This window comes from Streptomyces sp. 5-10 (genome assembly GCF_014712245.1).
In the GTDB taxonomy this organism is placed as follows: domain Bacteria; phylum Actinomycetota; class Actinomycetes; order Streptomycetales; family Streptomycetaceae; genus Streptomyces; species Streptomyces violaceusniger.
In genome coordinates, this window is the sequence record NZ_JACVYG010000001.1 from 315,276 (window position 1) to 327,089 (window position 11,814).

The window sequence follows — 11,814 nt, forward strand, 5'->3', positions numbered from 1 at the left end:
CGCGCCGCCCCGGCCGGATGCGGCCGGGGCGGCGCGGGGCGACACTGGCGGGGAGGGCAACAGCCGTGATGCGGAGTGTGCGTATGGATGGGCTGCCATCCGTCTGGGAGAGCGCGCGATGAACACGCCCCACCGGCGCCGGGGCGCCCAGGGCACCCCGAGGGTGCGGGACCTGCCCACCCGCATCGACGCCACCGGCACCCGACCGGAGACGGACGCGCTGGGGACCGTCGAGGTCCCGGCCGACCGGTACTGGGGCGCCCAGACTCAGCGCGCCCTGGTCCACTTCGCGATCGGTGACGACCGCATGCCCAAGGCGGTCTACCACGCGTACGGCTATGTGAAGAAGGCCGCCGCGCTGGTCAACGGCCGGGAGGGGCGGCTGGCGGGGTGGCAGGCGGATCTGATCGCGCATGTGGCCGACGAGGTGGTCTCCGGCGCGCTGGACGACCACTTCCCGCTGTACGTGTGGCAGGCCGGTTCCGGCACCCAGACCAACATGAACGTCAACGAGGTCATCAGCAATCGCGCGATCCAGCTGGTCGGCGGCCTCGTGGGCAGCAAGGAGCCGGTGCACCCCAACGACCACGTCAATCTGGGCCAGTCCTCCAACGACACCTTCCCCACGGCCATGCACATCGCCGCGGTGCGCGTCCTGCACGACCCGCTGCTGCCGCAGGTCAGCCTGCTCCAGGAGGCCATCGCCGCCAAGTCCCGCGCCTGGTACGACATCGTCAAGACCGGCCGCACCCATCTGCGGGACGCGGTCCCCCTCTCCGTGGGGCAGGAGTGGTCCGGCTATGCCGCCCAGCTCTCCGACGCGCTGGAGCGGCTGCGGGCCACCGTGCCGGATCTGTACCAGCTGGCCATCGGTGGCACGGCCGTCGGCACCGGTCTGGGCGCCCCCGAGGGCTTCGGTCCGGCGGTGGCGCGGGAGATCTCCGGGGCCACCGGCCATCCGTTCAAGGTGGCGTCCAACTCCTTCGCGGCGCAGAGCGGTGTGGATGCCATGGTGGCCGCCTCCGCCGGGCTACGGGGGCTCGCCGTCCCCCTGATGAAGATCGCCGACGATATCCGCTGGCTCGCCTCCGGCCCGCACGGCGGGATCGGGGAGCTCACACTGCCCGCGAACGAGCCGGGCAGCTCCAGCATGCCCGGCAAGGTCAACCCGACCCAGTGCGAGGCCATGATGATGGTGTGCACCCAGGTGCTCTCCGACGACGCCGCCGTGGCACACGCGGGCACCCGGGGGAACTTCCAGCTCAACGCGGCACGGCCGCTGGTCATCAGCGACTTCCTGCACTCCGCCCGCATCCTCGCCGACGCCTGCGAGAAGCTGCGCGCGTACTGCGTCGAGGGCATCGAGCTGAACCGCGAGCGGATCGACGAGTACCTGGCCCGTTCGCTGATGCTGGTCACCGCGCTGACCCCGCGGATCGGCCACGACAAGGCCGCCGAGATCGCCCGTAAGGCCGCCGCCGAGGGAACGACCCTGCGCGAGGCGGCCATCGCCAGCGGCCACATCGGCGCCGAGGACTTCGACCGGATCGTGGACCCCCGGAAGATGGCCCGCCTGCGCGACGGCTGAGGCTCAGTTCATCGGCGCATCCCGTGCTCGGCCAGCGGCCCCACCTCCAGACCCGCGGCCCGGCACTCCGCCACCACCACGGGCAGCGCGGCCAGCGTGGCGCGCCAGCAGCCCGTGGCCGCGGCGCGGTCGGTGTCGTGCAGCACAACGGTGGCCCCGCCGCGCAGATCGCGCCGTACGGCGGCGGCCACCGAACCCGGGGTGGCGTCCTGGGTCCAGTCGCGCCCCCAGGCCGACCACAGGACCGGGGTGAGCCCGGCCCGTGCCGCCGCCAGCCAGCGGCCGCCGGTGAGGATGCCGTACGGCGGCCGGTACCACCGCGGCACCGCGCCGGTGGCCAGCCGGATCGCGCGGGCGGCCCGGGCCACCTCGTGGGCGTCCCTGGACACCGTGGGCAGCCAGGGGCGGCTGTGGGTCCAGCCGTGGACGGCGAGCTCATGGCCCCGGCGGACGATGTCCAGCGTGGTGTGCGGGAAGCGCGTCACGGCGTCCCCCAGGACGAAGAAGGTGGCGCGGACGCCGAGCTCGTCGAGCACCTGGAGGAAGCGCGGGGTGGTGCGTGGATCGGGCCCGTCGTCGAAGGTGAGGGCCACGTGGTCGCGCCGTCCGCGGCCCGCCAGGGCGGGGAACAGGGCGCGCCGGGGCCCGGGGAGCCAGGTACCGGCGGGGGCGAGGTGCGCGGCCACCGCGAGCAGCGCGGCGTCGCGCACCAGGACACCGGAGCGGTGGCGGACACTCATGGTGTTCCCTCGCCGCCGGGCCCGCTCCGCCCGCCGGGGAGCGGTGTCCCGGTGTTCCGCCGCGGTTCGGGGACGGCCTGGTCCCAGCCGCCGCACATGGCGGGCGAGCGGGTCAGGCCCACGATGCCGATGGCCATCAGCAGGATGCCGGCCACCTCGGGCACGATGCGCGGCCCCAGCTCGATGCGCTCGCCGAACAGCATCCAGCCCAGCGCGATGCTGACCAGGGCGTCGCCGAGGGTGAGCGCGGGCTGCGAGGCGGCCAGGGTGCCCGCGCGCAGGGTGCTCTGCAGCAGCAGGAAGCTCAGCAGTCCCACGGCGCACACCGCGTACAGCGGCCAGTCGGTGAGCACCGCCACCACCCCACCGGCGAACCGCCCGGTCAGCTCCTTGATCAGCGCCGCCGTGCAGGCGAAGCAGACGGCGGTGGCGCTGCCGAGGGCGGCGGCGCGTGCGGCCCCGCGCAGCACCCGGGCCACCGCGATCAGGGCGCCCGCGACGATCGCCACCACCACCCCCACGGGCATCCAGTGGCCGCCCAGTGCCGTGGGCGAGCCGCTGGAGGGGTCGGCCGCCACCAGGAAGAGCGCGAGCCCGGCGGCGAGCATCACGAACGACAGCCAGGTCCGGCCGTCCGGGCGGTGGCGGAACACCAGACTGCCGACCACCAGGGTGAACAGCAGCTCGCTGACCAGCAGCGGCTGGACCACCGAGAGCCGCCCGACCGCCAGCGCGCCCACCTGCGCCAGCGCCGACACCACCATGGCGGCAAGGCCGGCCAGCCAGAACGGGCGGCGCAGCAGCCGCGCCAGCCGCAGCAGGCTCCGCAGCGGCCCACCGTTACCCCGTTCCTCCCGGACCTGGTCCATCGCGGCCCGCCGCTGCAGTACCGAGGCCGCGCCGTTGCCCAGGGCGGACAGCAGGGCCAGCACGACGGTCAGGGCGCTCACCGGGGGTCACCCGAAGCGTGTGGCCAACCGGTGGTACAGCCGGGGGGTCAGGGCCCGGACCACCGCGGGCAGCCGCATCCAGGCCGGTACGTACACCTCGTCCCGCCCGCGCTCGACGGCGTCCCAGACCGCGTCGGCGATCCGCTCGGGCGGCAGCGGGCGGGGCAGCCGCCGGGTGTACGGGGCGCCGCGCCGGGCGAAGAACGGGGTGTCCACCACGCCGGGGACCACATGGGTGACGCGCACACCGGCCCGGCTCAGCTCGTGGCGCAGGGCGTCGGCGAAGACGCCGAGCGCGGCCTTGGCCGCGGAGTACACCGCCTCACCGCGCACCCCGACGGTCCCGGCCACCGAGCCGATCAGCACGATGTGTCCGCGCCGCTCGGCCTCCATCCGGGGGACGACCATGCGGACCAGGCGCATCGCGGCGAGCAGATCCACGCGGACCACCTGGTCGATGGCGGCGGGCGGCATGGTGGCGAAGGGGCCCGCCCAGCCCACGCCCGCCCCCGCGACCAGCAGATCCACCCGTCCGGCGGCACGGAGGGCGTCGTGGACGAGCGCCTCCGGACCCTCCGGCGCGGCCAGGTCGACGGGGAGGGCGAGGGCCGACGTCCTGGCGGCCACGCGGTCGAGCCGTTCCCGGTGGCGGCCGCTGACCAGCAGCCGCCATCCGCCCTCGGCCGCGATCCGGTCGGCGACGGCGGCCCCGATGCCCGAGGAGGCGCCGGTCACCAGCGCGACCCTCGTTTCGGTGGCTGCCGGATGCCCGGTGTCCCGCACCTGGCCGCGATCCAGGGGGGTGTCCGGGAGGGGGCGGATCATGGCATCTCCCTGTCTCGCCGCCGACCGGCCGCTGGTCCTGGGTCACCGGCCGTCGAGCGCGCGGTTTGACGGCATGCGGGGCGGATACCTCCAGTGAGCCATGAGGAGCCGCGCCTCGCACCATCGGAGGTGGTCATGCACCCGCCGTCGGCACGCTTTCTCGTTGTCAGCGCCGGAATGGGGGCCGGACACGACGCGGTCGCCGCCGAGCTGGTCCGCAGGCTGGAGGACCGGGGCCAGGGGGCCGGCCGGGTGGATGTGCTGGAGTTGCTGCCGCACCGGATCGGGGCGGGGCTGCGTTCGTTCTATCGGACGACCATCCGCCGCGCCCCGATGGTGTACGAGGGCATCTACCGGGCGTTCTTCCGCCCCGGCAGCGGCCCCCGGCCGGGCAGCGCCCCGCTGGCCGCGCTCGCCGAGGACCGGCTGCTGGCGCTGGTGGAGCGGGAGCGGCCGGACGTCGTCGTCCCGGTGTTCCATCTGGCCGCGCAGCTGACCGGCAGGCTGCGGGCGCGCGGGGCCCTGGGGGTGCCCAGCGCGGTCGTGGTGACCGATTTCGCGGTGCACCGCCAGTGGCTGCACCCGGGCAACGATCTGCATCTGTGTATCACCCCGGACGCCGCGGACACGGTGCGCCGGGCGCTGGGCCGCCCGTCGGTGGCCACCGGACCGGTGGTGGCGTCGCGCTTCTTCGGCCCGGCGCGGGGGGCGGCGCGGTGGCGGCGGCGCCTGGGCGCGCTCGGGCCCGGGAGGCCGCCGGTGCTGCTGTCCGTGGGGGCGTGGGGCGCGGGCACCCGCGTGGCGGACACCGCGCGGCTGGTGTCCGGGGCGGGGTATCTGCCGGTGGTGCTGTGCGGCCGGGACGAACGGCTGCGCGCCGAGCTGTCGCGCCGCCCGGAGGTGGCGGCCCTCGGCTGGGAGCCGGACATGCCGGGTCTGCTGGCCGCCGCACGGGCCGTGGTGGACAACGCGGCCGGTCAGACCGCCCTGGAGGCGCTGGCCACCGGGGTGCCCGTGATCGGCTACCGCCCCATCCCGGGCCACGGCCGCGAGGGCGTCCGGCGGATGGCGGCGCTGGGGCTCTCGGACCACGCGCGGGACGCGTGGGACCTGGTGCGGCTGCTCGATACGCTCACCGAGCCCTCCGCCTGGCGGGAGCGCCGTGTCGCGGCGGGCCGCCGGCTGTTCGCCGACGACGCCGCCGCCCGGCTGATCGACAACGGGGTCGCCGCCTGAGCGGCCCCGGGAGGAGCTAAGCGCTCCGCTGGAAGTGCCCTGACCTGCCGTCGATCGTCCGCGGAGCCGTCGTGGCCGGTCCCACGCGGCGGAGCCGCACATCGACACAGCCGCGCGGCGGAGCCGCACATCGACACAGCCCCGCGCCCCTTCGGGGCGCACCGAACCGCAGCCGACTTCCGCCGATCCGCTTAGCCCGCCTTCTTGACGAACTCGGTGGTGTAGGTCTTCTTCAGATCCACCGTGGCGTTCTTCAGGTTGGGGTTGAACGCCTTGAGGACGCGCTCGACGGTCGCCGGGCCGTCCGCCGGCATCACCCCGTCCTTGGTGAACATCGGCAGGGTGCTCTTGATGGACTCCGCGTAGAGCTTGGCGCCGCCCTGCGCGTAGTCGCTCGGCATCTTGGCGGCGATGTCCTCGGCCGAGTGGGTGGACATCCACTTGAGGGTCTTCACGAAGGCGTTGGCCAGCTTCTGCACCGTGTCCTTGTGGCTGTTCACCCAGTCGGTGTTCATGTACAGCGACGAGGAGGGGTACAGACCGCCGAGCGCCTGCTTGGAGCCCTCGGGTGTACGCATGTCGATCAGTACCTTGCCGATCTTCTGCTCCACGATCTGGGCGACCGTCGGATCGGTGGTCATACCGCCCTGGATGGAGCCCTGCTTGAGGGCCGAGATGAAGGTCTGGCCCGCGCCGACCGCCACCGGGGTGAACTCGCTGGTCTTCACGCCGCTGTCGACCGCGAGGTACTTGGTCAGGAAGTCCGTGGAGGAGCCCAGACCGGTGACACCGAGCTTCTTGCCCTTGAAGTCCTCGGGCGACTTCAGCCCGCCCGCCGCCTTGTTGGAGACCACCTCGACCTCGCCGGGGGCCTGGGCGAGCTGGACGACGGACTCCACCTGCTTGCCCTTGACCTGCAGATCGAGGGTGTGGTCGTAGAAGCCGACGACGCCCTGGACATCGCCCGCGACCAGCGAGGTGGTGGCCTGCACCCCGGCGGGCTCGGTGAGCAGCTGGACCTTGAGGCCCTCGGCCTTGAAGTAGCCGAGCCGCTGGGTGAGCATCGCGGGCAGGTAGATGACCTTGTCCAGGCCACCCACCATGATCTTGACCTTGCCGTCGTCGCCACCGGAGGCGCTGGAGTCGCCGCCGCAGGCGGTGAGGGTGGTCAGAGCGAGCGCCGCGGCGACCGCGGCCGCGGAGAACTTGGCACTGCTGCGCATGAGGTCACGTCCTTGTGAGCGGTGATGAGCGGGGAGAAGGAGGGTGGGGGCTCGGCGGGAGCCGGGAAGAAGGAGGCGGGGCTCAGCGGTCCTCGCCGGGCTGGGCGGGCTTCCAGCGGAAGAGCCGCTTCTCGAGGAAGGTCAGCAGCCCCTCGGCGAGCAGGGCCACCACGGCGAGGATCACCATGGCGGCGTACACACCGGCGGCGTTGAAGGTGCCCTGCGAGGAGGACACCAGCAGGCCGAGCCCCTTGGTGGCGCCGATGTACTCGCCGACGATGGCGCCGATGAGGGCGAAGCCGAAGCTGACGTGGAGGCTGGTGAAGATCCATGAGGTGGCGGAGGGAATCACCACCTGGAGGGTGACCTGGCGGTTGCTCGCGCCGAGGATCCGGGAGTTGGCCACCAGGTTGCGGTCGACCTCCCGGGCGCCCTGGAAGGCGTTGAAGAAGACGGGGAAGAAGACCAGGACGACGGCCGAGGCCACCTTCGAGGCCGGGCCGAGGCCGAACCAGATGAGGAAGATGGGCGCGAGCACGATCCGCGGCAGCGCATTGAGCACCTTGATGTACGGGCCGAGCACATCGGCGAGGAAGGCGATCCGGCCGAACGCGATCCCCAGGACCACACCGGCCACGACGCCGATGCCCCAGCCCAGGAGCGCCTCGTAGAGCGTGTACCAGATCTGCTCCCACAGCGAGCCCTGCGCGGTGCCGTGCAGCGCCCACTGCTTGAGCTGCTCCCAGATCTTCGAGGGCATCGAGAAGTTGAAGGGGTCGATGACGGAGGCGCGGGCCAGCCATTCCCACAGCCCGATGACGCCGAGGAGCACCAGGGCGCGGGTGCTCTGGACGAGGATGGCGCGGTTGCGCGCGGCGCGCGCCCGGGCCCTGGAGCGCTCCGTACCGGGTGTCTTGCCGACGGCGGGGGCGGCCGTGGCGGAGATGGTCTCAGGCATCGACGGCACCCCTCTCGCGGGTGATGCGGACCTCTTCGCCGAGCGAGGACCAGATCTCCCGGTAGATCTCCACGAACCGCGGCTCCAGCCGCACCGACTCCACCTTGCGGGGCCGGGGCAGATCGATCTCGAAGACCTCCTTGACGGTGGCCGGTCCGGCCGTCATCACCACGACCTTGTCGGCCAGGGCGATGGACTCCTCCAGGTCGTGGGTGACGAAGACGACGCACGCGCCGGTCCCCGCCCACAGCTCCAGGAGTTCGTCCGACATCAGCGCACGGGTCTGCACGTCGAGCGCCGAGAACGGCTCGTCCATGAGCAGGATCTCGGGGTCGTTGACGAAGGTGGACGCGAGCGCCACGCGCTTGCGCTGACCGCCCGAGAGCTGGTGCGGATAGCGGTCCTCGAAGGAGGTCAGGCCGACCCGGGCCAGCCACTCACGGGCCCGCTCCTTCGCCTCCGCCTTGGGCACGCCGCGGAAGCGCGGACCGGCCATCACGTTCGACAGCACGCTGCGCCAGGGGAAGACCGCGTCCTGCTGGAAGACGAAGCCGACGTTGGAGGCGATGCCGCGGACCGGCTCACCGGCCACCAGCACATCGCCATCGGTGGGCTCCTCCAACCCGCTGACCAGCGTCAGCGTCGTGGACTTGCCGCAGCCGGTGGGCCCGACGACGGCGACGAACTCACCGTGTCCGACGGTCAGGTCCAGATCCCTGACCGCGGTGTGGAGGGCCCCGGACGGAGTCCGGAACGCCTTGCTCGTTCCCCGCAGCTCGATGGCGGGGCTGGTGTGGCTGCTCATGGCCGGGAGGGTAGGAGTGACCCGCGCCACAGCGGCAGTCTTGTGAGCACAACGCCCCCTTGCGCTCACAAACCGCGTTCTGCTCGTTTTGCTCGCGCCCGCACAACGAAAACGCTACGGAGACTGGGCATACGCCCCGGGCGCCTTTACGGTGCCTTCACAGCACCATAAACGGACGAAGTACTACCGCTCGCGTACGGGACCACACGGGACCTCGAGACGGGAGACAGGGGGCCCATCATGCGTATCCGATGGCCCCGGCGTGTCTCCGGTCAGGTGCTCGCCGCGCAGCTGTCCATCACCGCCGGGGTGATGGTGCTGGCGACCGCGCTGTTCCTGGCCCCGCTCAGCTCCGAGATCGACAACCAGGCGATGCACCAGGCGCTCGCCATCGCCCAGACCACCGCGGCCGATCCGGACATCGCCCGGGACCTCGCCGCCACAAAGCCCACCCCGTCGGGTCCGGTGCAGCGGGCGGCGGAGCGGATCCGCCGGGCCACCGGGGCGCTGTACATCGTGGTGATGGACCCCCGTGGGGTGCGCTGGTCGCACACCACCACCGCCCGGATCGGCGAACACGTCTCCACCGATCCGCGCGAGGCGCTCTCCGGCCGTGAGGTTCTGCAGATCGACGTGGGGACGCTCGGCCGCTCGGCCCGCGCCAAGGTGCCGCTGCGGGCCAGGGACGGCCGGATCATCGGGGCGGTGTCGGTGGGCATCGGCTACGGCAGCGTGCGCGACCAGCTGCTGGCGGCGGTGCCCCGGCTGCTGCTGTACGCGGGGGCGGCGCTCGCGGTGGGCGTCCTCGCGGCGATCGCCGTCTCGCGCCAACTGCGCCGCCGCACCCACGGTGTGGCGTTCGCGGACATCTCGGCGCTGCTCGACGAGCGGGAGGCGATGCTGCACGGCATCCGCGAAGGGGTGGTGGCCTTCGACCGGCAGGGCCGGATCCGCCTGGTCAACGACGAGGCCGGACGGCTGCTGGGGATCCACCCGGACGCCACCGGCCGCACCCTGGAGGAGTCACTGCCCCCGGGCCGTACCACCGATGTGCTGGCGGGGCGGGTGGACGGGGCGGATCTGCTGACCGTCAGCGGCGGCCGGGTGCTGGTGGCCAACCGGATGCCGACCAAGGACGGCGGGGCGGTGGCGACGCTGCGCGACCGCACCGAGCTGGAGTTGCTGGGCCGCGAGCTGGACAGCACCCGCGGGCTGCTGGACGCGCTGCGCGCCCAGGACCACGAACACGCCAACCGGCTGCACACCCTGCTGGGGCTGCTGGAGCTCGGACTGCACGAGCGGGCGGCACAGTTCGTGGCCGAGCTGACCAACGCCCGGCGCGCCTCGGCCGAGCAGATCTCCGAACGGGTGCACGATCCGATGCTGTCGGCGCTGCTGGTCGGCAAGTCGGCGATCGTGGCCGAGCGCGGGGTCGCCCTGCGCATCTCCCCCGCCACCCTGCTGCCGGGGCGGGTGGTCGACCCGCGCGATCTGGTGACCGTGCTCGGCAACCTCATCGACAACGCGCTGGACGCGGTGGCCGCGCACCCCTCGCCCACCCCGTTCATCGAGGTCGAGCTGAGGGCCGAGGGCACCACCGCCGTGCTGCGGGTGAGCGACACCGGCCCGGGGGTGCCGCCGGGGATGCGCGAGCAGATCTTCACCGAGGGCTGGTCCACCAAACGGCCCGCCCTTCCCGGCTCACCGGACGGCCCCGATGCCCACGAGGGGTCCGCCGCGGTGTCGCCGCGCGGCCGTGGCATCGGACTGGCCCTGGTACGGCGGCTGGCCGAGCGCTACGGAGGAATGGCCCGGGTCACCGCCCGGGCGGGTGGCGGGGCGGTGTTCACCGTCGTCCTGCCCGAGGCCCTCACCGGGGACGACACACCCACTCATGAGTTCACCGCAGCAGGAGAGTCACGATGATCGACGTTCTTGTCGTGGACGACGACTTCCACGTCGCCGAGATCAACGCTGCGTATGTGGCCCAGGTGCCCGGCTACCGGGTCACCGCCCGCGCCCATACCGCCGCCCAGGCCCTCGCGACCCTCGAACGCAACCCGGTCGACCTCGTCCTGTTGGACCACTACCTGCCGGACGAGACCGGGCTGACGCTGGTGCGCCGGATGCGCCAGCTCGGCCACCACGCCGACGTCATCATGGTGACGGCGGCGTGTGATGTGGCCACCGTGCAGGCCGCCATGCGCCATGGCGCACTGCAGTACCTGGTCAAGCCGTTCAGCTTCGCCGGACTGCGGGCCAAGCTGGACGGCTACGCGGGACTGCGCCGCACCCTCGAGGGCGTCGGCGGGCGCGGCGAGACCGGCCAGGAGAGGGTGGACCGGATCTTCGGCGCCTTCGCGGCCGCCGACACCTCCGGTCCCGCCCTCCCCAAGGGCCACTCCGCGCCCACCGTCGACCTCATACGCCGGGTCCTGGACCAGGCCGACCACCCGCTCTCCGCCCATGAAGTGGCGGAGCGCACCGGCATCAGCCGCTCCACGGCCCAGCGCTATCTGAAGTACCTCGAGCATGCGGGCCGTATCAGCCTCACGCTCAAGTACGGGGACACCGGACGCCCCGAACACCGCTACACATGGGTGGCGGTGAACTGACGGCACCCTCAGCTGGTGGCCGTGGCCTCGTACAGGCCACGGCCGGAGCGCTGGGCCCGGTCCGAGGAGCGCAGCCGCTCGAGGGTGTTGCGCACCGAGTTCACATTGGTACGGGTCTCGTCGCGGCCCAGGGCCTCGTTGACCTCGGAGGCCCGCATGGGGCGGCCGGCCTTGCGCAGCGCGGCCAGCACGCTGTCGGAGAGCCCGGTGGAGCGCTCGGAGGTGGTGACCGTCTCCTTGGTGGCCTTCTCCGCCGGCTTCTCCGCCGCCTTGGTGCTCTTGGCGGTCTTGGCCGTGGCCTTGGTGGCCTTCACCGTGGCCTTGGCGGACTTGGGAGCCTTGGCCGTGGCCTTCGCGGCGGTCTTCTTGGCGGCGGTCTTCTTGGCCGCCGCCTTGGTGGCCCGTCCGGTGGCCGGCGCCTTGCCCGCCTTGCCGCCACTGCGCTGACGGCCGATGGCCGCCTTGCGGGTGGCGGCGGAGGCACGGCCGGTGGTGGCCGTGTCCTCGGCGGACTCCGGCTCGGCGGCCTCGGCCGTGGCCTCGGTGGCCGACTCCGCGGCCGGCTGGGCATCGGTGGCCTGGGCCACGGGCTCCGCCACCGCCACCGGGGTGCCGTCGCCGCCCTGCTCGGGCGCCGCGGAGGTGGAGAGCGCCTGAAGGCTGCTCAGGGCGGTGCTGACCGCCTCCAGCCGCTTGGTGACGGCCTCCAAATCACCCTTGAGTGCCTCCTGTTGCTTCTGCAGGTGGGGGAGTTCGGCCTCCAGTACCTCGATGGTCGAACCGACACTGCTGTCCGCGCTCAACGCGTTCACTTCACTTCGTCCCCTTTCTGGGCGTCTGCGCCCATCGCAGCAGCGATTATGCCTGCTGTCAG

At 72.8% G+C, this 11,814-nt stretch carries 11 protein-coding genes; 4 read left to right on the top strand and 7 right to left on the bottom strand.

Going from position 1 to position 11,814, the window contains the following annotated elements:
• Window positions 1-118: 118 nt before the first annotated feature.
• Window positions 119-1,588, top strand: coding sequence for a class II fumarate hydratase (locus IEJ02_RS01500; protein WP_191062951.1), 1,470 nt, complete (start codon window positions 119-121; stop codon window positions 1,586-1,588).
• An 8-nt stretch (window positions 1,589-1,596) separates the two neighbouring features.
• Here IEJ02_RS01500 and IEJ02_RS01505 read toward each other — a convergent pair whose 3' ends face one another.
• From IEJ02_RS01505 to IEJ02_RS01515, 3 genes are read right to left on the bottom strand one after another with little or no spacing between them, the layout of a single operon-like run.
• Window positions 1,597-2,328 (bottom strand): polysaccharide deacetylase family protein, encoded by a 732-nt coding sequence (locus tag IEJ02_RS01505; RefSeq protein WP_191062952.1) that lies wholly within the window; start codon window positions 2,326-2,328, stop codon window positions 1,597-1,599.
• Window positions 2,325-3,278 carry a DMT family transporter gene (locus IEJ02_RS01510; RefSeq protein WP_191062953.1) on the bottom strand — a complete coding sequence of 318 codons (954 nt, stop codon included), beginning with the start codon at window positions 3,276-3,278 and terminating at the stop codon, window positions 2,325-2,327. The genes IEJ02_RS01505 and IEJ02_RS01510 overlap by 4 nt, the downstream gene beginning before the upstream one ends.
• 6 nt (window positions 3,279-3,284) lie before the next feature.
• Complete coding sequence (locus IEJ02_RS01515) at window positions 3,285-4,103, bottom strand: SDR family NAD(P)-dependent oxidoreductase (protein WP_191062954.1); 819 nt, start codon at window positions 4,101-4,103, stop codon at window positions 3,285-3,287.
• Between the two features lie 135 nt (window positions 4,104-4,238).
• Here IEJ02_RS01515 and IEJ02_RS01520 point away from each other — a divergent pair, with 135 nt between their 5' ends.
• A complete protein-coding gene (locus tag IEJ02_RS01520) occupies window positions 4,239-5,339 on the top strand; it encodes an MGDG synthase family glycosyltransferase (protein ID WP_191062955.1) in 1,101 nt (366 codons plus the stop codon).
• A 191-nt stretch (window positions 5,340-5,530) separates the two neighbouring features.
• Here IEJ02_RS01520 and IEJ02_RS01525 read toward each other — a convergent pair whose 3' ends face one another.
• The 3 genes from IEJ02_RS01525 to IEJ02_RS01535 all read right to left on the bottom strand — a co-directional run bounded on the left by IEJ02_RS01525 (window position 5,531) and on the right by IEJ02_RS01535 (window position 8,325).
• Complete coding sequence (locus IEJ02_RS01525; protein WP_191062956.1) at window positions 5,531-6,562, bottom strand: ABC transporter substrate-binding protein; 1,032 nt, start codon at window positions 6,560-6,562, stop codon at window positions 5,531-5,533.
• Window positions 6,563-6,644: 82 nt separating this feature from the next.
• Window positions 6,645-7,520: an ABC transporter permease gene (locus tag IEJ02_RS01530; RefSeq protein ID WP_086881822.1), complete on the bottom strand. Its 876-nt coding sequence runs from the start codon at window positions 7,518-7,520 to the stop codon at window positions 6,645-6,647.
• On the bottom strand, window positions 7,513-8,325 hold the full coding sequence (locus tag IEJ02_RS01535; protein ID WP_137976264.1) for an ABC transporter ATP-binding protein: 813 nt from the start codon (window positions 8,323-8,325) through the stop codon (window positions 7,513-7,515). The genes IEJ02_RS01530 and IEJ02_RS01535 overlap by 8 nt, the downstream gene beginning before the upstream one ends.
• A 240-nt stretch (window positions 8,326-8,565) precedes the next feature.
• Here IEJ02_RS01535 and IEJ02_RS01540 point away from each other — a divergent pair, with 240 nt between their 5' ends.
• Window positions 8,566-10,251, top strand: coding sequence for a sensor histidine kinase (locus IEJ02_RS01540; protein ID WP_191062957.1), 1,686 nt, complete (start codon window positions 8,566-8,568; stop codon window positions 10,249-10,251).
• Window positions 10,248-10,940, top strand: coding sequence for a response regulator (locus tag IEJ02_RS01545; protein WP_191062958.1), 693 nt, complete (start codon window positions 10,248-10,250; stop codon window positions 10,938-10,940). The genes IEJ02_RS01540 and IEJ02_RS01545 overlap by 4 nt, the downstream gene beginning before the upstream one ends.
• A gap of 8 nt (window positions 10,941-10,948) precedes the next feature.
• On the opposite strand, the gene IEJ02_RS01550 is transcribed toward IEJ02_RS01545, so the two are convergent.
• Entirely contained in the window at window positions 10,949-11,752 is an 804-nt protein-coding gene (locus IEJ02_RS01550; protein WP_191062959.1) for a prephenate dehydrogenase, read from the bottom strand.
• Window positions 11,753-11,814 lie beyond the last annotated feature (62 nt).

Bases quoted from the DNA above. Each gene is read 5' to 3' on its own strand.
- IEJ02_RS01525 (WP_191062956.1), bottom strand. From the start codon at position 6,562: ATGCGCAGCAGTGCCAAGTTCTCCGCGGCCGCGGTCGCCGCGGCGCTC.
- IEJ02_RS01505 (WP_191062952.1), bottom strand. From the start codon at position 2,328: ATGAGTGTCCGCCACCGCTCCGGTGTCCTGGTGCGCGACGCCGCGCTG.
- IEJ02_RS01535 (WP_137976264.1), bottom strand. From the start codon at position 8,325: ATGAGCAGCCACACCAGCCCCGCCATCGAGCTGCGGGGAACGAGCAAG.
- IEJ02_RS01530 (WP_086881822.1), bottom strand. From the start codon at position 7,520: ATGCCTGAGACCATCTCCGCCACGGCCGCCCCCGCCGTCGGCAAGACA.
- IEJ02_RS01545 (WP_191062958.1), top strand. From the start codon at position 10,248: ATGATCGACGTTCTTGTCGTGGACGACGACTTCCACGTCGCCGAGATC.
- IEJ02_RS01515 (WP_191062954.1), bottom strand. From the start codon at position 4,103: ATGATCCGCCCCCTCCCGGACACCCCCCTGGATCGCGGCCAGGTGCGG.
- IEJ02_RS01520 (WP_191062955.1), top strand. From the start codon at position 4,239: ATGCACCCGCCGTCGGCACGCTTTCTCGTTGTCAGCGCCGGAATGGGG.
- IEJ02_RS01500 (WP_191062951.1), top strand. From the start codon at position 119: ATGAACACGCCCCACCGGCGCCGGGGCGCCCAGGGCACCCCGAGGGTG.
- IEJ02_RS01540 (WP_191062957.1), top strand. From the start codon at position 8,566: ATGCGTATCCGATGGCCCCGGCGTGTCTCCGGTCAGGTGCTCGCCGCG.